At 71.0% G+C, this 18,259-nt stretch carries 19 protein-coding genes; 15 read left to right on the top strand and 4 right to left on the bottom strand.

Annotation, left to right across the window (positions count from 1 at the left end):
- Positions 1–90 precede the first annotated feature (90 nt).
- From AC1Q9M_RS20350 to AC1Q9M_RS20335, 4 genes are read left to right on the top strand one after another with little or no spacing between them, the layout of a single operon-like run.
- Complete coding sequence (locus AC1Q9M_RS20350; RefSeq protein WP_492435456.1) at positions 91–1,017, top strand: alpha/beta fold hydrolase; 927 nt, start codon at positions 91–93, stop codon at positions 1,015–1,017.
- A gap of 10 nt (positions 1,018–1,027) precedes the next feature.
- On the top strand, positions 1,028–1,915 hold the full coding sequence (locus AC1Q9M_RS20345) for a patatin-like phospholipase family protein (protein ID WP_492435454.1): 888 nt from the start codon (positions 1,028–1,030) through the stop codon (positions 1,913–1,915).
- A 25-nt stretch (positions 1,916–1,940) separates the two neighbouring features.
- Positions 1,941–2,870: a hypothetical protein gene (locus tag AC1Q9M_RS20340; protein WP_382322078.1), complete on the top strand. Its 930-nt coding sequence runs from the start codon at positions 1,941–1,943 to the stop codon at positions 2,868–2,870.
- Between the two features lie 21 nt (positions 2,871–2,891).
- Positions 2,892–3,218 (top strand): hypothetical protein, encoded by a 327-nt coding sequence (locus tag AC1Q9M_RS20335; protein WP_492435452.1) that lies wholly within the window; start codon positions 2,892–2,894, stop codon positions 3,216–3,218.
- On the opposite strand, the gene mdeB is transcribed toward AC1Q9M_RS20335, so the two are convergent.
- Entirely contained in the window at positions 3,215–5,806 is a 2,592-nt protein-coding gene (gene mdeB / locus AC1Q9M_RS20330; protein ID WP_492435450.1) for an alpha-ketoglutarate dehydrogenase, read from the bottom strand. The two genes, AC1Q9M_RS20335 and mdeB, sit on opposite strands and share 4 nt — an antisense overlap.
- Positions 5,807–5,907: 101 nt before the next feature.
- Here mdeB and AC1Q9M_RS20325 point away from each other — a divergent pair, with 101 nt between their 5' ends.
- The 4 genes from AC1Q9M_RS20325 (at position 5,908) to AC1Q9M_RS20310 (ending at position 9,243) form a co-directional block, all read left to right on the top strand.
- On the top strand, positions 5,908–6,390 hold the full coding sequence (locus AC1Q9M_RS20325) for an Lrp/AsnC family transcriptional regulator (protein WP_382322064.1): 483 nt from the start codon (positions 5,908–5,910) through the stop codon (positions 6,388–6,390).
- Positions 6,391–6,401: 11 nt separating this feature from the next.
- Complete coding sequence (locus tag AC1Q9M_RS20320) at positions 6,402–7,289, top strand: LysR family transcriptional regulator (protein WP_492435447.1); 888 nt, start codon at positions 6,402–6,404, stop codon at positions 7,287–7,289.
- Positions 7,290–7,410: 121 nt separating this feature from the next.
- Positions 7,411–8,232 carry a class II aldolase/adducin family protein gene (locus AC1Q9M_RS20315; protein ID WP_382322062.1) on the top strand — a complete coding sequence of 274 codons (822 nt, stop codon included), beginning with the start codon at positions 7,411–7,413 and terminating at the stop codon, positions 8,230–8,232.
- Positions 8,233–8,274: 42 nt separating this feature from the next.
- A complete protein-coding gene (locus AC1Q9M_RS20310) occupies positions 8,275–9,243 on the top strand; it encodes a tripartite tricarboxylate transporter substrate binding protein (RefSeq protein WP_492435445.1) in 969 nt (322 codons plus the stop codon).
- 16 nt (positions 9,244–9,259) lie between these two features.
- Here AC1Q9M_RS20310 and AC1Q9M_RS20305 read toward each other — a convergent pair whose 3' ends face one another.
- Positions 9,260–10,045 (bottom strand): IclR family transcriptional regulator domain-containing protein, encoded by a 786-nt coding sequence (locus AC1Q9M_RS20305; RefSeq protein WP_382322060.1) that lies wholly within the window; start codon positions 10,043–10,045, stop codon positions 9,260–9,262.
- Between the two features lie 23 nt (positions 10,046–10,068).
- Entirely contained in the window at positions 10,069–10,959 is an 891-nt protein-coding gene (locus tag AC1Q9M_RS20300; protein WP_492435442.1) for a LysR substrate-binding domain-containing protein, read from the bottom strand.
- 99 nt (positions 10,960–11,058) lie between these two features.
- On the opposite strand from AC1Q9M_RS20300, the gene AC1Q9M_RS20295 reads away from it, so the two are divergent.
- The gene (locus AC1Q9M_RS20295; protein WP_492435440.1) at positions 11,059–12,267 is read left to right on the top strand and encodes an MFS transporter; all 1,209 of its coding nucleotides are present in this window, start codon (positions 11,059–11,061) and stop codon (positions 12,265–12,267) included.
- Positions 12,268–12,292: 25 nt separating this feature from the next.
- Entirely contained in the window at positions 12,293–13,102 is an 810-nt protein-coding gene (gene dkgB, locus AC1Q9M_RS20290; protein ID WP_382322058.1) for a 2,5-didehydrogluconate reductase DkgB, read from the top strand.
- Between the two features lie 14 nt (positions 13,103–13,116).
- Here dkgB and AC1Q9M_RS20285 read toward each other — a convergent pair whose 3' ends face one another.
- Entirely contained in the window at positions 13,117–14,082 is a 966-nt protein-coding gene (locus tag AC1Q9M_RS20285; protein WP_444687521.1) for an AraC family transcriptional regulator, read from the bottom strand.
- Between the two features lie 160 nt (positions 14,083–14,242).
- Between AC1Q9M_RS20285 and AC1Q9M_RS20280 the strand changes: the two genes are divergently transcribed.
- The 5 genes from AC1Q9M_RS20280 (at position 14,243) to AC1Q9M_RS20260 (ending at position 18,254) form a co-directional block, all read left to right on the top strand.
- The gene (locus AC1Q9M_RS20280) at positions 14,243–15,073 is read left to right on the top strand and encodes a Rossmann-fold NAD(P)-binding domain-containing protein (RefSeq protein WP_382322056.1); all 831 of its coding nucleotides are present in this window, start codon (positions 14,243–14,245) and stop codon (positions 15,071–15,073) included.
- Between the two features lie 97 nt (positions 15,074–15,170).
- Positions 15,171–15,854, top strand: coding sequence for a glycosyltransferase family 2 protein (locus AC1Q9M_RS20275; RefSeq protein WP_382322055.1), 684 nt, complete (start codon positions 15,171–15,173; stop codon positions 15,852–15,854).
- Positions 15,851–16,894, top strand: a complete 1,044-nt coding sequence (locus AC1Q9M_RS20270) for an acyl-CoA dehydrogenase family protein (protein WP_444687520.1) — start codon at positions 15,851–15,853, stop codon at positions 16,892–16,894. The genes AC1Q9M_RS20275 and AC1Q9M_RS20270 overlap by 4 nt, the downstream gene beginning before the upstream one ends.
- On the top strand, positions 16,882–17,643 hold the full coding sequence (locus tag AC1Q9M_RS20265) for a PIG-L deacetylase family protein (protein ID WP_492435437.1): 762 nt from the start codon (positions 16,882–16,884) through the stop codon (positions 17,641–17,643). The genes AC1Q9M_RS20270 and AC1Q9M_RS20265 overlap by 13 nt, the downstream gene beginning before the upstream one ends.
- A 2-nt stretch (positions 17,644–17,645) precedes the next feature.
- Positions 17,646–18,254: a class I SAM-dependent methyltransferase gene (locus AC1Q9M_RS20260; protein ID WP_492435435.1), complete on the top strand. Its 609-nt coding sequence runs from the start codon at positions 17,646–17,648 to the stop codon at positions 18,252–18,254.
- The last annotated feature ends 5 nt before the right edge of the window (positions 18,255–18,259 follow it).

Genomic DNA, 18,259 nt, shown 5'->3' with positions numbered 1-18,259 from the left:
CCAATTTCACGTGGTTGCGAACGGGGTGCGTCGGTAGATTCAAAACCCTGCCACGCCGCCCGTGTGGCGGGCCCGACCGAAGGAACCCCCATGAGACACCAGTTCTCGCCCGATCTCGAATCGCCCCACGCGGCCCCCGCCGTGGTGCCGAGCCCACGCCCACCGCGCGTGGGCCGTTTTGCCGAAACGCGCGGCACGCCCTCGCTGCGCCGCGCCTACGGCTGGCTGTGCCGCTGCGCGCCCGCCGTGGCCGCGCGCCTGGCCTACCGCCAGCTCGCCACGCCGCCGCGCGCGGCGCTCGGCAAGTGGCCGCTGGCGGTGCGCGAGCAGACGCGCCCGCGCCGCCTGCCGTGCGGCGCGGGCGAGCTCGCGGTGTACGAGTGGGGGCAGGGGCCGGCGGTGCTGCTGGTGCATGGCTGGGGCTCGAACGCCATGCACCTGGGTCGCATGGTAGGCCCGCTGTTGAACGCGGGCTTTCGCGTGGTGGCCTTCGATGCGCCGGCGCATGGGCGCTCGTCGGGCCACCGCACCGACATGGTGGAGTTCGCCAACGCCGTGGCGGCCGTGGCGCGCCACGCCGGTCCGCTGCACGCCGTCATCGGCCATTCCTTCGGCGCCGCGATGGCGATGTTCGCCGCGCGCGACTGGGGCGTGGCCACCTCGCGGCTGGTGCTCATCAGCTCCTTCAACCACTGCAACTGGTTCGTCGAGATGTTCGCGCGGCACATCGGCCTCACGCCCGAGGTGCTGGGGCGCGTGCGCGAGCTTTTCGTGCAGCGCTACGGCGGCCGGCTCGACTGGGGGCGCATGTCGGTGCTGGAGATGGCGCGCCAGGCCGGCCTGCCCGCGCTGCTGGTGCACGACGAGACCGACGAAGAGATTCCGTTCGAGCACGGGCTCTCGCTCGCGGCCGCGATGCCCTGCACGCAGTTCAAGGCCACGCACGGCCTGGGGCACCACCGCGTGGCGCGCAACCCCGAGGTGATCCGCCGCGTGGTGGATTTCCTCGCGCACTGAGGAGGTGGCCATGCAGAACCCGCCTTTCTCCTCGTTCCCCCATCGGCTGGCCCTGGTGCTGGGCAGCGGCGGTGTGCGCAGCATCGCGGCGCTGGGCATCGCCGAGCGCCTGGCGCGCGAGGGCATCCGGCCCGATCTGGTGGTGGGCTGCAGCTCGGGCGCGCTGTTCGGCGCGCAGGTGGCACAGGGTATGCACGGCGAAGAGGCCGTGCGCCTGGCCACCACGCTGTGGTCGGCCGAGCTCACGCAGCAGCGCCGCTGGCGCGCCTACCTGCAGCTCATCGCGCCCAGGCTCGCGGGCTTTGGCGAGGGCTTCGCGCTGCGCGACGACCGCCTCATCGCCGAGCGCATCGGCAACGCCTTCGGCGACGCGCGCCTGGAGCACCTGCCCACGCCGCTGCGCGTGGCCGCCACCGACGCCGCCACCGGCCAGGCCGTGGTGCTCACGCAAGGCCGCCTGGTGGACGCGCTGCGCGCCAGCATGGCGGTGCCCATCCTGTTCCCCAGTGTGGCCATCGGCGGGCGGCGCCTGGTCGATGGTGTGCTCTCCGACCCGCTGCCCCTGGCGGCGGCGGCCGATGCGCGCGTCGTGCTCTCGCTCGGTTTCTTCGGCGGCCTGCCGCGCCGGGTGGACCGCGTCTCGCGCCTGGTGGCGCAGACCAGCACCACGCTCATCAACAACCTGATGCAGGCGCGCACCGAGGCCGCGCAGGCCCGGGGGCAGAAGCTGATCGGCCTGGAGCTGGACCTGGAGCGCCCGGTCGGCCTGTGGGAGACCGCCGCCATGCCGGCCCTGTTCGAGGCCGGCTGGCGCGCGGCCGAGGCGCGGCTGCTCGACATCGTGGCCGCGCTGGAGGCCGCGCAGGCACCCGAGCGCGAGCTGACCTTCATTGAATGAACCCCTCCCCATGGAACTCAGACGCATGACCCACACCACCGTCCACACCGAGCGCTACGCCCACTGCATCGCCGCCTCGCGCCGCGTGCGCTGGGACATCGAGCACGACGTGATCCGCGCCCGCCGGCTCGACTTCGGCAAACCCTTCCTGCCCGACGGGCTCTCGCGCATCAGCCGGCTCGATTTCCTGAAACCCGCCGAGCAGCTGCGGCTGAGCCAGGTGCAGGGCCGCACCTACGCCAACATGTTCGGCCTGGTCGAGCGCTTCATCGGCATCCAGATGCTCTCGTGCAGCCGCCACCACTGGTTCGGCGACCAGGTCGCGCTGGAGGCGCTGGTGCGCTTCACCGACGAGGAACTCAAGCACCAGGAGCTGTTCCGCCGCGTCGAGCGCCTGGCCGCGGCGGGCATGGCCGAAGGCTACGAGTTCCTGCCCACCGCGAACGCCGTGGCCTCGCAGGTGCTGGAGGCGTCCACCTGGGCGGTGCTCGCGCTCACCTGCCACATCGAGCTGTTCACCCAGGTGCACTACCGCCAGAGCATCCAGCCCATGGAAGACATCGCCGGGCTCTACAAGGACGTGTTCCTCTTCCACTGGAAGGAGGAGTCGCAGCACGCCATCCTCGACGAGCTGGAGTGGGAGCGCGAACACGGGCGCCTCACGCCGCGCGAGCGCGACGTGGCGGTGGACGACCTGATCGGCCTGCTGGGCGCGATCGACGGCATCCTGCGGCAACAGGCCACCGCCGACGCGCGTTATTTCACCGACACCAACCCGCGCCGCTTCGCGCCGGGACAGGACGCCCGCCTCGCCGCCGGCCTGCTGGGCGCCTACCGCTGGCAGTACATCGGCTCGGGCCTGCAGTCGCCGCGCTTTCGGCAACTGCTGGTGGCCATGACCACGACGCCCCAGCAGCAGCGCATCCAGGCGGCGCTGGCGCCGCTGTTGTCCTGAACCGTTCACAAGGAGTCATTGATGTCACGCAGATTTCTTCTCCACGCCGCCCTCCTGCTGGCGGCGGCCGGTCCGGCCGTTGCGCAACCCATGGGTATCGAGCGGGCCCACCACGCCCACTACATCGCCGAGTACGAGCGCTCGCTCGCGCTCTACGAGCAACTGGCCGCGCTGGGCGATGCCGAAGCCGCCGAGCGCGCGGGCTTCATGCTGATGCAGGGACCGGCGGCCTACGGTCCGCGCGTGCCGCGCGACGTGGCGCGCGCCACGGCCTGGCTGGAGCAGGCCGCTCGCGCCGGGCGGCCGCACGCGGTCTTCCTGCTCGGCATGGGCGAAGGTTCGGATTAACCCAGCGCCGCCGTCGCCTGCCGCGCGATGTGCTCCGCGTCGACCTGGAAGAAGGCGCGCAGCGCGGCGCGCGTGTCGCTGCGGCCGAAGCCGTCGGTGCCCAGCGTGTGGAAAGCCCGGCCTTCAGGCACGAAGGCGCGCACGCTCTCGGGCACGGTGCGCACGTAATCGGTCGCGGCGATCACCGGGCCCGCGCTGTCGGCCAGCAGTTGCGTGAGGTGCGAGCGCTCGCCGCGCGCCACGCCGTCGCGCGCCAGCTCGCTCCAGCTGGTGATGCTGAACACGTGCACGCCGATGCCTTGTTCGGCCAGTTGCGCGGCGGCCTTGAGCACCTCGGTGAAGATCGCGCCCGAGCCCAGCAGGGTCACCTGCTGCGCCGCGTTGTCGGGCCCGAAACGGCCGAAGCGGTACGCACCTTGGAGCACGCCCTCGGCCGCGCCTTCGGGCAGGTCGGGCTGGGCGTAGTTCTCGTTCATGAGCGTGACGTAATAGAACACGTCCTGCTGCTCCACCAGCATCTCGCGCATGCCCGCGTCCAGGATGACGGCGAGTTCGCCCGCGAAGGCCGGGTCGTAGGCCTTGCAGTTGGGGATGGTGGCGGCCACGAGATGGCTGCTGCCGTCCTGGTGCTGCAGGCCTTCGCCGCCCAGCGTGGTGCGCCCCGAGGTGGCGCCCAGCAGGAAGCCGCGCGAGCGCTGGTCGGCCGCGGCCCAGATCGCGTCGCCCACGCGCTGGAAGCCGAACATGGAGTAGTAGATGTAGAAGGGCAGCATCGCCAGGCCGTGCACGCTGTAGCTGGTGGCCGCCGCCGTCCAGCTCGCGATGGCGCCGGCCTCGCTGATGCCTTCTTCCAGGATCTGTCCGTCCAGCGCCTCGCGGTAGCTCAGCACCGAGCCGATGTCTTCGGGCGCGTAGCGCTGGCCCACGCTGCTGTAGATGCCGACCTGCTTGAACAGGTTGGCCATGCCGAAGGTGCGCGCCTCGTCGGCCACGATGGGCACGATGCGCGGGCCCAGCTGCCCGTCTTTCAGCAGGCCGCCGAGCATGCGCACGAAGGCCATGGTGGTGCTCATCTCCTTGCCGTCGGCCTTGAGCGCGAAGGCGGCGTAGGCGTCGATCGCGGGCACGGGCACCACCTCGCAGGCGGTCTCGCGCCGGGGCATGGCACCGCCCAGGCGGGCGCGGTGCTCGCTCAGGTAGCGCATCTCGGCGCTGTCGTCGGCGGGCTTGAAGAAGGCCAGGCCGGTGGCCTGCTCGTCGCTCAGCGGCAGGTTGAAGCGGTTGCGGAATTCGATCAGGTCGGCGCCGTCGAACTTCTTCTGGCTGTGCGTGGTCATCTTGCCCTGGCCCGCGCTGCCCATGCCGTAGCCCTTCTTGGTCTGCGCCAGGATCACCGTGGGTTGGCCGGTGTGCGCGGCGGCGGCCGCGTAGGCGGCGTGGATCTTCACCAGGTCGTGGCCACCGCGCTTCAGGCGGTCGATCTGCTCGTCCGTCATGCCCTGCGCCAGGCGGGCCAGTTCCTCGTTCTGGCCGAAGAAGTTGTCGCGGTTGAAGCGGCCGTCCTTGGCGGCGAAGGTCTGCATCTGGCCGTCCACCGTGTGGGCGAAGGCGCGCACCAGCGCGCCGGTGACGTCGCGCGCGAACAGGCCGTCCCAGTCGCTGCCCCACACCAGCTTGATCACGTTCCAGCCCGCGCCGGCGAAGAGTTTTTCCAGCTCGTCGATGATGCGGCCGTTGCCGCGCACCGGGCCGTCCAGGCGCTGCAGGTTGCAGTTGACCACCCACACCAGGTTGTCGAGCTTCTCGCGCGCGGCCAGGGTGAGCGCGCTCATGCTCTCGGGCTCGTCCATCTCGCCGTCACCGAACACGCCCCACACCTTGCGGCCCGCGCAGTCCTGCAGGTTTCGGTGCGTGAGGTAGCGCATGAAGCGCGCGTGGTAGATCGAGCTGATCGGACCGATGCCCATGGAGCCGGTGGGGAACTGCCAGAAGTCGGGCATGAGCCAGGGGTGCGGGTAGCTCGAGAGGCCGCGCGCGCCGCTGGCCGGTGCGGTGATCTCCTGGCGGTAGTGCAGCAGGTCGGCTTCGCTGAGCCGGCCTTCCAGGAAGGCGCGCGCGTACACCCCGGGCGCGCTGTGCGGCTGGAAGAACACCAGGTCGCCGCCGTGTTGTTCGCTGCGCGCATGGAAGAAGTGGTTGAAGCCGGTCTCGAACAGGTCGGCCGCGCTCGCGTAGCTGGCGATGTGCCCCCCGAGTTCGCCGTACGCCTGGTTCGCGCGCACCACCATGGCCAGCGCGTTCCAGCGCATCAGCGAGGCCAGGCGCTCCTCGACCGCGAGGTCGCCGGGGAAGGCGGGCTGGTCCTCCACCGCGATGGTGTTCACATACGGCGTGTTCAGCTCGGGCTGCCAGCCGATGCGCTGCTGGCGCGCCAGGCGCGCGAGTTCGTCGAGGATCTGCCGCGCGCGCGCCGGCCCCTGGCTGGCCGCCAGCGAGAGCAGGGCATCGCGCCATTCGAGGGTCTCTTGTGGGTCCGGATCGGTAGAGAGGGACTCGCTGAAATGCAGCTGCTTCGAAACGTCGTTCATGGTGGGTTCTCCTGGATCAGGCACTGTAGGCGCGCCCCGCTGGCAGTTGGTGTCGATCGGATGCACGGCCACGTGGTCGGTAGGCATAAAATGCTTCGATCATGAAGACAGACGGCACAAACCACTTCGATGCCACCGATCTGAAGATTCTGGAAGAGCTTCAGAACGACGCCAGCCTGTCCAACGTCGAGCTGGCGCGGCGCGTGCACCTCTCGCCATCGCCCTGTCTGGCGCGCGTGCGGGCGCTGGAGGCGCGTGGGCTGATACGCCAGTACGTGGCGCTGCTGGACGCGAAGCAACTCGGGCTGCACCTCAACGTGTTCATCTCCATCAGCCTCAAGCAGCAGAGCCGCGAGGCGCTGGAGGAATTCGAGGCGCGCATCGGCATCCGCGACGAGGTGATGGAGTGTTATCTGATGACGGGCGACGCCGACTACCTGCTGCGCGTGGCCGTGCCCGACATGCCGGCGCTGGAGCGCTTCATCCTGGAGCAGCTCTCGCCGATCGCCCAGGTGGAGAAGATCCGCTCGAGCTTCGCGCTCAAGCAGGTGCGCTACAAGACCGCGCTGCCCCTGGCCGGTTGAGCGGTCGGCCCATGTTCAGCCTGAGGCACATCGAGGTTTTCCACGCCATCATGCGCGGCGGCACGGTCACGGCCGCCGCGCGCATGTTGAACGTGACGCAGCCGGCCGTGAGCGCGACGCTCAAGCACATGGAAAGCCGCATGGGCATGAAGTTGTTCGAGCGCGCCGGTGGCCGGCTGTTGCCCACGCCCGAAGCGCGGGCGCTGCTGCCCGATGTGGCGGGCATCTATGGCCGCATGGACGCGATGGAGCGGCTCGCGCAGGACCTGGCGGGCGGGCGGCTGGGCACGCTGTCGATCGCGGCCTCCTCGCCGATTGCCAACGGGTACGGGGCCGCTGCCGTGGCGGCCTTCATCGCCGACAGCCCGGGTGCGCGCGTCACGCTGCAGTCCCTCGCTTCGCCTCTGGTGCTGGACCGCGTGGCCAGCGGCGAGGCCGAGCTGGGCGTGGCTTACGAACCGGTGCTGCACTCCGAAGTCGTGACCGAGGTGCTGGTGCACAACAGCGTGGCCTGCGTCATGCGCAGCGATCACCCGCTGGCGGCGCGGCCCGAGATCCACATCGAGGAACTGGCACCGCACGGCCTCATCACCTACCTGCCGCAGGCGGTGCTGCGCCCCTATGTGGACCGCGCCTTCAGCCAGGCCGGCGTCACGCCGGACATCCGCGTGCAGGTGGGGTTGTCGATCACCGGCATCGCGCTGGCGTACCACGGCGCGGGCATCGCGCTCGTCGAGCCGCAACTGCTGGCCTCGCTGCCCTTGCCAGGGCTGGTGGCGCGGCCCCTGTTGCCCCGGCTCGAAGTGCGGACGCTGCTGCTGCGGCACAAGACGGCGCCTTCGTCGGTCCTGCTGGACAAGTTTCTGCCCCACCTGCGCAAGGCGGCGGCCCCGAACTGAGCCCAGGGGTCCCCCGGGCATAAAGCGGGCTTATGGCCTGGGCCCGATTGGTGATTGGCGCCCACGGCGGGTCCTTCATAGACTGCCCAGCCAGAACACCCGACCTGGACAGAGACCCACCATGAACACCCACCCGCCGGCGCAGGCCGGCCGATCCGTCTACCAACCCGAACAGGAAGGCCTGTACTTCCCCCAGCCGCCGCAATTCGCGACCTTCGCCGAGGAACGCCTGCACCGCAAGCAACGCCTGGCGGCGGTGTGCCGCGTGTTCGCCCGGTTCCGCTACGAATACGGTTTTGCCGGCCATGTGACGGTGCGCGACCCCGAGCACACGGACCTGTACTGGACGAATCCTTTCGCCATGGACTTCGGCCGTGTGCGCACGTCCGACCTGCTGCTGGTCGACCACGACGGCAAGGTGCTGGAAGGCCGCTGGGCGGTCAACCGGGCCGGCTTCGTGCTGCACGCCGCGATCCACGAGGCCAACCCGCACATCGTGGCCTCGTGCCATGCGCACACCACGAACGGCATGGCCTGGGCCGCGCTCGGCCGCAAGCTCGACCCGATCACGCAGACGGCCGCCAGCTTCCACAACGACCACGCGCTGATCGCCGAAGAGGCCGGTGCCGTGGTGGTGCAGCGCAGCGCCGGCGCGAGCGTGGCCGCGGCGTTCGGCGAGAACAAGATCGCCATTCACCAGAACCATGGCCTGTTCTCGGCCGGCCGCGACAGCGTGGACGAAGCCGCCTGGTGGTTCATCGCGGCGGAGCGGGCCTGCGAAATCCAGCTCAAGGCCGAAGCCACGGGCCATCCGCTGCAGCACATCGGCGCCGAGGCGGTGGCCCACTCGTCGACGCACCTGGGCACGCCCTTCATCGCGTGGCTGCATTTCCAGCCCATCTACGACGCCATCTGCCGCTCGGACCCGGACCTGTTCGACTGATCCTTTCCTTTTCCTCACAACACCGACGGAGACATTCTTCCCATGTTCAACACCTTCAAGCGCACCGCCGTGCTGGCGGCGATGCTGGCCTCGACCCTGACCACCGCCCACGCCGCCTGGCCCGACGACAAACCCATTGAAATCGTCGTCGGCTTCGCCGCTGGCGGCGAGACCGACATCATGGCGCGCGGCCTGGCGCCCTTCATCCAGAAGCACCTGGGCGGCAAGGCGAACCTGGTGGTCATCAACAAGGTGGGCGCCTCGGGCGAGATCGCCAACGCCTATGTGCAGCGGGCCGCCGGCGATGGCTACACCCTCGGCGTGGTCAATGTGCCGCCGCTGCTGTTCGTGCCGCTGACCAAGAAGGCGCAGTACGACCCGAAACAGCTCTCGCTGCTGGCCCGTGTGGTGAGCGACCCCACCTTCCTGGTGGCGCGCGCCAACAGCCCCTACACCTCGCTCACGCAGGTGGTGGCCGCGCTCAAGGACAAGCCCAACTCGCTGACCTTCGGCTACAACGGCGTGGGCACCAACGGCCACCTGGCGATGCTGCAGCTGCAACTGGCCACCGGCGTGAAACTCAACGACATTCCGTTCAACGGCTCCAGCCAGTCGAAGAACTCGCTGCTGGGCGGCCACACCGATTTCATGTTCACCAGCCTCACCGCGGTGCCCGCGCCCGAGAAGGAGGCCGTGCCGCTGCGCATCGTCTCGCAGTTCATGGAAACGCGCGCGCCGGCGATCAAGGACGTGCCCACGGCCAAGGAGCAGGGCATTGCCGTGGTGATGCCGTCCGACCGCGGGTTCGCCGCGCCCAAGGCCGTGCCGGCCGACATCCAGGCGCGGCTGCAACAGGCGATCGCGAGCAGCCTGAAAGATCCCGAATTCCTGAAGACCGCGTCGTCCTATGCGTCGGTGATCAGCTACCTGCCGGGCGCCGAGTGGCAGCGTTCGCTGGATGCCAGCCTGCCGATGCTGGAGGCGCTGGCGGCCAGGATGCCGAAGGAGTAAGGCAGGGCCTTTGAGCTCACAGCAGGGGCCGCGCGCTGCGCGCGGTGTCCTGCAGCACCGGCAGGATGCGCTTGACCGCGAGTTCGCTGGTCTCGTTGTTCATGGGCATGGTCACGCTCATCGCGCCCAGCAGCTCGTCGTTGTGGTCCCACAGCGGCACGGCGATGCCCCGGTAGTTCATCTCCAGCTGCTGCTCCGAAATGGCCCAGCCCTGTTGGCGCGCCTGCACCAGGTTCTGCTGCAGCTGCTGCTTGTCCAGCACGGTGTGCGAGGTGAAGGGGCGCAGCGTCTGCGCCGCGAGCCAGGGTTCCCAGAAGCCCGGCCCGAGCGCGGCCAGGATCACCATGCCGGCGGCCGTCAGGTGCGGCTGCACGCGCGAGCCCAGCATGTAGCCGGTGTTGAGGTGGCGCTGCGTGCCGCTGCGCGCGATGTAGACCAGCTCGTCGTGGTCCAGCACGGCGCTGTAGGCGACCTCGCCGGTGCCGGCGGTCACGCGCTGCAGGTAGGGCTGCACGGCGCGCGGCAGGCGCGCCGATTCCAGGTAGGCCTGGCCCAGGCGCATCACGCGCGGCGTGAGCCAGAACAGCTTGCCGTCGGTGGTCACGTGGCCGGTGTGCACCAGCGTGAGCAAGTACCGGCGGGTGGCGGTGCGCGTCATGCCGCAGCGCTGCGCGGCCTGGCTGGCGGTCAGGCGCGAGTGTTCGGCGTCGAAGGCCTCGATCAGGTGCAGGCCCTTCTCCAGGCCGGCGATCCAGTCGCGGCGTTCCATGTCCTGGGGGGCGTTGTAGGGTGGTGGCGGCATGCGGTGGATTCTGCCGGCTGCGTTCAGGCGCTGGCCAGGCGCAGCGCCAGGAAGTCCACGAAGCAGCGGATGCGCGAGGCCAGCTCGGTGTTGCGGTAGTAGACCGCGTGCACCGGCTGGCGTTGCTCCAGCGTGTCGCGCATCAGCACCTGCACCAGGTCACCCCGGGCGCGGTCGGGCCCGGTCATGAAGTCGGACAGGCAGGCGATGCCCGCGCCCGCGAGCGCGAGCTGGCGCACCGTCTCGCCGCTGGAGGCGGCGATGGTGGGCGTGATCGCCAGGCCGTCGCCGTCGGGGTGGCGCAGCGGCCAGGTGTTGAGCACCTCGGGCTGGGTGAAGCCCAGCAGCGCGTGGCGCATCAGGTCCTCCACCTTGGTCGGCCGGCCGGCCTTCTTCAGGTAGGCCGGGCTGGCGTACAGGCGCAGGCGGTACGAGGTGAGCGGCCTGGCGTGCAGCGTGGAGTCGCGCAGCGTGCCGATGCGCACCGCCACGTCGGCGCGGTGCTCGATCAGGTCGATGATGCTGTCGCCGCTGTGCAGCTCCAGCTCGATGTCGGGGTACTCGGCCAGGAAGTCGTTCACCAGCGGCACCAGCACGTGCAGGATGAAGGGCGAAGCCGCGTTCACGCGCAGCTTGCCGGCGGGTTTGAGGTGGCGGCAGGCCAGTTCGTCCTCGGCGGCCTCGACCGACTGCAGGATCTCGCGCGCCCGCGCGAGGAACAGCTGGCCTTCCTCGCTCAGCTCCAGGCGCCGCGTGGTGCGCCGCATCAGCGTGGTGTTGAGCTTCTGCTCCAGCCGGCTGAGCGCGCGGCTGATGCCCGAGCTGGTCTGGCCCAGCTGCTCGGCGGCGGCGCTGATGGAGCCCGTGTCCACCACGGTCCTGAAGGCGAGCAGTTCGTCGAGGGTGGTCTTCATTCTTGAATTTTCGGCACAAATGTTGTTCCAGGCAACCGCTTTTTCTCAAGAAAGAACCGGCCCACACTGCGAACCTTTCCAGCCCTTCGGAGTGGTTTCATGCCTTTAGCCTTGCTCGCGCTGACCATCAGCGCCTTCGCCATCGGGACGACCGAGTTCGTCATCGTCGGCCTCATCCCCACCATCGCGGCCGACCTCGGCGTGAGCCTGCCCTCGGCCGGCCTGCTGGTCAGCCTGTACGCGCTGGGCGTCGCCGTGGGCGCGCCGGTGCTCACCGCGCTCACCGGCAAGCTGCCGCGCAAGACGCTGCTGCTCTCGCTGATGGCGCTCTTCACCGTCGGCAACCTGCTGGCCTGGCTCTCGCCGGGCTACGAGACGCTGATCGCCGCGCGCGTGCTCACCGGCCTGGCGCACGGTGTGTTCTTCTCCATCGGTTCGACCATCGCCACCGGCCTGGTGTCCAAGGAGAAGGCGGCCAGCGCGATCGCCACCATGTTCAGCGGCCTCACCGTGGCGCTGGTCACCGGCGTGCCGCTGGGCACCTTCATCGGCCAGCACTTCGGCTGGCGCGCCACCTTCCTCGCGGTCGCCGCGCTGGGCATCGTGGCCATCGTCGGCAGCCTGCTGTTCGTGCCGCGCAAGCTCGCGCACAGCCAGCCCGCCTCGCTGCTGCAACAGCTGGCGGTGCTCAGGCAACCGCGCCTGCTGCTGGTGTACGCGATGACGGCCGTGGGCTACGGCGGCACCTTCGTGGCCTTCACCTACCTCGCGCCCATGCTGCAGCAGGTCACCGGTTTCCAGGCCAGCGCGGTCGGCGGCGTGATGCTGGCCTACGGCCTGTCGGTGGCGGTGGGCAACCTCTGGGGCGGCAGGCTGGCCGACCGCAAGGGCCCCATCCCCGCGCTGAAGATCATCTTCTCGCTGCTCGCGCTGGTGCTGCTGGTGCTGACCTTCACCGTTTCCAACCCCTGGCTCATGGTGCTGACCGTGCTGGCCTGGGGCGCCGTGGCCTTCGGCAACGTGGCCGGCCTGCAGGTCTATGTGGTGCAGCAGGCCGAGCGCTTCGCGCCGCGCGCCATCGACGTGGCCTCGGGCCTGAACATCGCGGCCTTCAACCTCGGCATCGCGCTCGGCGCCTGGGGCGGTGGCTGGATCGTGGACGGCATCGGCCTGCGCCACACACCCTGGATCGGTGCGCTGGTGGTGCTCGGCGCGTTCGGCCTGACCGTGTGGAGCGGCCGCCTCGACGCGCGCGACCCGGCACCGGCCCGCAGCGGCGGACGCACAGCGGCGTACGCTGGTCACTGACTCCCTTTTTTTTGAAAGACACACCATGAACACCCCCATCCCTTCCTTCGGCCTCGGCACTTTCCGCCTGCAGGGCCAGGTCGTCATCGACGCCGTGCGCCAGGCACTGGAACTCGGCTACCGCCACATCGACACCGCGCAGATCTACGGCAACGAGGCCGAGGTCGGCCAGGCCATCGCCGAGAGCGGCGTGCCGCGCCGCGAGCTGTTCGTCACCACCAAGGTCTGGACCGAGCACCTGGCCGCCGAGAAGCTCGTGCCCAGCCTGCAGGAGAGCCTGCGCAAGCTGCGCCTGGACCAGGTGGACCTCACGCTGATCCACTGGCCCTCGCCCGCGGGCGCCGTGCCGCTGGCGGATTCGCTGCACGCGTTGCAGGCCGCGCAGGCCCAGGGCCTGACGGCGCACATCGGCGTCTCCAACTTCACCATCCCGCTGCTGCGCCAGGCGATCGACGTGGTGGGCGCGAAGGCCATCGCCACCAACCAGATCGAGCTGCACCCCTACCTGCAAAGCCCGAAACTCGTGGCCTTCGCGCGCGAGCAGGGCATCCACCTCACCTCGTACATGACGCTGGCCTACGGCAAGGTGCTGGGCGATGCCGTGGTCACCGAGCTGGCGCGCTCGCGCGGCTGGACACCGGCCCAGGTGGTGCTGGCCTGGGCGCTGCAGCGCGGCTTCGCGGTGATTCCTTCGTCCACGAAGCGCGAGAACCTGCAAGGCAACCTGCTCGCGCCCACGCTGCGCCTGAGCGACAGCGAGCTGGCGCGCATCGACGCGCTGGACCGGGGCGAGCGCCTGGTGAACCCCGACGGCCTGGCGCCGGTGTGGGACTGAGCGGCGGCGGCCCCTCAGGCCCGGGCCGCGCGGCGTGAGGCCTGCCGCGCCGCGCCCGGCGAGGTGCCGACCCAGCGCTTGAAGGCGCGGCTGAAGGCGGCCTCGGACTCGTAGCCGTGGCGGCTCGCCAGGTCGGCCAGCGGCGCGTCGTCTTCCTTGAGTTGCGCCAGCGCGAGGTGCATGCGCCAGCGCGCGAGGTACTGCATGACCGGCTCGCCCACGCGCGCCGTGAAGCGGGCCGAGAGCGCGGAGCGCGACATCGCCACCTCCGAGGCCAGCGAGGCCACCGTCCAGGGCCGGGCGGGGTCGAGGTGGATGAGCGCGAGCGCGCGGCCGATCTGCTTGTCCTGCAGCGCGCCGATCCAGCCGGTCTGCGCGGCCGGGTCCTGCGCCATCCAGTTGCGGATGGCCTGGATCACCAGGATGTCCGCCAGCCGCGTGATGATGGTCTCGCCCCCAGGCAGCAGCGTTCGCGCCTCCGACATCATCAGCCGCAGGCTGTGCTGCATCCACTCGTGCTGCCCCGCGCTGGCGCTGTCGACGCAGAGCAGTTTCGGCAGCAGCTTCACGAGCCGCTCGGCCGCCGGGTGATCGAAGCGCACCACGCCGCAGACCATGCTGGTGGGCGCACCACCGCCGCCGTGGCGCAGAACTTCATAGCGCTCGCTGACGGTCTGGCGCGGCAGGTCGAACAGCGCGACGGTGGGCACGTCGGGGCCGCTGTAGAAGGCATGGCCCTGGCCGTGCGGCACCAGCGCGAACTCGCCGGCGCGCAGCAGCCGGGGCGCCACACCGGGCACCGCGATCCAGCATTCGCCGGCCGTCACGACGTGGAACATCAGGCAGTCGTCGAGCGCGGGCAAGGCCACCGACCACGGCGCCGTGACCTCGGAGCGGCAATAGAAGCTGCCGCTCATGCGCAGGAAATGCAGGGCCTCGCCGAGCGGGTCGATGGCGGGCCAGAGGTCTTTGGCTTTCATGCCGGGGAGTATCGGCCGGTGCGGTGCCATCGTCCAATGCACCTGGACGAATGGTCATGAAAGAGCGCTTCTGAATCATTGTTGATCCCACGTGGCCTGCGGACACTGGACGCCTGGCAAGCCGGCACATTCGTCGGCACCGATCCCAAGGAGATTCGACATGACCACCCCCTCACCCACCCTGGTGCTCGGCGGCCACGGCAAGACCGGCCGCCGCGTCGCGCAGCGCCTGAGCGCGCTCGGCCGGCCCTGGCGCATGGGCTCGCGCAGCGCCACGCCCCCGTTCAGCTGGGACGACCCCGCCACCTGGGCACCGGCCCTGCAAGGCGCGGGCTCGGTCTACCTCTCGTACTTCCCCGACCTCGCCGTGCCCGGCGCGGCGGACACGGTGGGCGCGTTCGCGCGGCTGGCCGTGCAGCGCGGCGTGCGCCGGGTGGTGCTGCTGTCCGGGCGCGGGGAAGAGGGCGCGGAACGGGCCGAGCAGGCGGTGCAGGCCTCGGGCGCCGACTGGACCGTGGTGCGCGCCACCTGGTTCAACCAGAACTTCAGCGAAGGCGGTTTCCTCGACGGCGTGCTCGCCGGTGAACTGGCGCTGCCGGTGGGCGACGTGGCCGAGCCCTTCGTGGACGCCGACGACATCGCCGACGTGGCCGTGGCCGCGCTGACGCAGGACGGCCATGGGGGGCAGGTCTACGAGCTGACCGGCCCGCGCCTGCTCACGTTCGCGCAGGCGGCCGAGGAAATCGCGCGCGCCATCGGCCGGCCGGTGCGCTGCACACCGATCCCGCTGGACGCCTTCACCGACGCGATGGCGGCGCAGGGCGAGCCGCCGGAGGTGGTGGAGCTGCTGCGCTACCTGTTCAACGACGTGCTGGACGGCCGCAACGCCCACCTGGCCGACGGCGTGCAGCGCGCCCTGGGCCGGGCACCGCGCGACTTCGCGGACTTCGCGCGGGACGCGGCGGCCCAGGGCGCCTGGTCGCCGCGCTGACGCGCCGCCCGGGCCGGGCACAGCGCGGTACCGAACAGACCCGCAGGGCCGCCACCGATGTAATGGCCCATCGTGCCTTCCGGCACCGGAGCACGCCTTGCTGGCCATCATCATTCCCGCGAACAACGAAGAAGAGGCCATCGGCGTCTGCCTGCGCTCGGTGTCGGCCGCCGCCGCCTGCCCGGGACTGGCGGGCGAGCAGGTGCTGACCATCGTGGTGCTGGATGCCTGCACCGACGGCACGGCGGCCATCGCCCACGAGGCCGGCGCGGTCACCACCTCGGTCGACGTGCGCAACGTCGGCATGGCCCGCGCGGCGGGCGCGCGCCTGGCCCTGGCCCTGGGCGCGCGCTGGCTCGCCTTCACCGATGCCGACACCACCGTGGCCCCCGAATGGCTGCACGAGCAGATGGCCCTGGACAGCGACGCGGTGTGCGGCACGGTGAGCGTGACCGACTGGGGCGTCTATGGCGATCCCATGCGCCGCCACTTCGATGCCACCTACACCGACGCCGATGGACACCAGCACATCCATGGCGCCAACCTGGGCGTCAGCGCCGAGGCCTACCACCGGGCGGGAGGCTTCGAGCCGCTCGCCACCCGCGAGGATGTGGCCTTCGTGCTGGCGCTGCAAGCGGTGGGCGCGCGCATCGCGTGGTCGGCCGCGCCGCGCGTCGTGACCAGCGCGCGCAAGCTGTTCCGCGCGCCCGGCGGATTCGGTTCGACCCTGCTTGCCCTGGCCCAGGGTCGCCTGCCGATGTCCTCAGAGCGTGGGGCATGAGCCCTCCCGGCGCCCGCGCATGCCTGCGCGCGCGACTGAGCGGCGCGCTGGCCCGGCTGGACCCCGACGCCGGCCCGGCGCAGGGGCTGGCGGAACTGGTGCACCAGGGCCTGGACGAGGTGCCTTTGCCTGCCCAGGGCCGCACCTTGATGCGGTGGCAGCTGCTGTGTGCGGTCGCCGAGCATGACCTGTCGCTGGCCAAGCTCTATGAAGGGCACCTCGATGCCCTGGCCGTGCTGGCGGAGGTCGCACCCGGGACGCCGCGGCCGGTCGGCTCCACCTGGGGCATGTGGGCCTCGGAGGCGCCGGGCGGGCGCACCCGTTTCGAGGCCTGCGCAGCGGACGAAGTGCGTTTGAACGGTCGCAAGGCCTGGTGCTCCGGTGCCGCGCGGCTGAGCCACGGTGTGCTCACCGCCTGGTCCGCCGATGGCACGAAGCCACAACTGGTGCGCGTGGCCATGGCACAGCCGGGCGTGTGCGTGTCGGACGCCGCGTGGCAGGCGGTCGGCATGGCGGCCAGCGCCAGCGGGGACATCACGTTCCAGGACGCGGTGGGCCACCGCGTGGGCGACGCAGGCGCCTACCTGCAGCGCCCGGGTTTCTGGCAGGGCGGCGCGGGCATCGCCGCCTGCTGGCATGGCGGAGCCCTCGCGCTGGCGAACACCTTGCGCCGGGCGATTGCCGAAGCGCCTCCCGAACAGCGCAGCGCCTTCCGGATGGCCGCGTTGGGCCGGGTCGACGTGGCCTTGCAATCCACGGCCGCCTTGCTGCGCGAGGCTGCGAGGTGGATCGACGAGCACCCCGCGCGGGACGCCAGCGCGCTGGCCTTGCGCGTGCGGCTGTGCGCCGAGCGCAGCGCCACCCTGGTGCTGGACGAAGCGGGCCGCGCGCTGGGCGCCACGCCGTTCTGCCGTGACCGGCGCTTCGCGCGCATGGCGGCGGACCTGCCGGTCTACCTGCGCCAGAGCCACGCCGAACGCGACCTGGCCGCGCTGGGCGAGCGCACGGCCGCAGCGGAGGGCGCGCCATGGTCGCTGTAGAAACGCCTCGGCGGATCGAAGGCGAGGGCACCAGCGAACCCACCTGGCAACGCTGGCTGGCCGCCACTCCGTGCTCGGAGCTGTCGATGGCGCAGGCGCTCGCGCCGTCGCAGCGCCTCGTGGTGGTAGCGCCCCATCCCGACGACGAGGTGCTCGCCTGCGGTGCGCTGGTGGCCATGCATGCCGCGCGCGGGGGCGAGGTGGTGTTCGTCGCCGTGACCGACGGGGAGGCCAGCCACGCCGGGCTGTCCCCGCCGGGCCGCTGCGAGCTGGCGGCGCAGCGCCGCGCGGAGCGGCTGCGTGGCCTGGCGCGGCTGGGCATCGCGGAACCGCAGGTGCACATGCTGGCCCTGCCGGACGGCGACGTGCAGGCCCAAGGCGGCTTGCTGCGCGGCTGGTTGCTGTTCTTCCTGCGCCCTGGCGATGTGGTGGTGAGCACCTGGGAAGGGGACGGCCATCCCGATCACGACAGCACCGGCCGCGTCACCCAGGGCGCGTGCCTGCGCGTGGGCTGTCGTTTCCTCGCGGCGCCGGTGTGGATGTGGCATTGGGCCGCCCCCGCCGACGCGCGCGTGCCCTGGCACCGCCTGCGCCGCCTGGCCCTGAGCACCGACGCCTGCGCGCGCAAGCAGGCGGCGCTGGCGGCCCACGTCACGCAGCTCACGCCGCGCAGCGCCAGCGTGGGCGCGGTGCTGGGCCCCCACCTGCTGGCGCGGGCGGCGTGGCGCCACGAATACTTCTTCGTCTGACCATGCCCAACGTCCCGAGCCCGTGGCACTTCGACGAGCTGTTCCGGCAGAACGACGACCCCTGGGGTTTCCGATCGCGCTGGTACGAGGCGCGCAAGCGCGCGCTGACGGTGGCCTGCCTGCCCACGCAGCGCTACACCAGCGGGTACGAGCCGGGGTGCGCCAACGGTGAACTCTCGGCGCAATTGGCCGAACGCTGCGAGCGCTTGCGGGTGTCGGACGTGTCGGCCCGTGCGGTGGAGCTCGCCCGCGCCCGGCTGGCCGCGTTTCCCCACGTCGAGGTGGTGCGGGCGCACCTGCCGGCCGATTGGCCCGTGGGCCGGTTCGACCTGATCGCCATCAGCGAACTGGGCTACTTCGTGGACGTGGCCTCGCTCGATGCCATCGCCGGGCAGGCGCGCGAATCCCTGCTGCCCGGCGGCACGGTGCTGGCGTGTCACTGGCGCCGCCCCATCGATGGCTGCGCGCTGGACGGCGACGCCGTGCACGAGCGGCTGGCGCGGGGCCTAGGGCTGCCCACGCTGTGCGAAGTGCGCGAGGCGGACTTCGTGCTGCACGTGTGGAGCAGCGACCCGCGCTCGGTCGCCGAGCGCGAAGGCTTCGACTGGTAGCGCCG

This window comes from Hydrogenophaga sp. GW823-FHT04C09 (assembly GCF_058796355.1).
The sequence above is the reverse complement of the archived record's forward strand: the minus strand, read 5'-3'. Positions and strand labels throughout refer to the sequence as shown.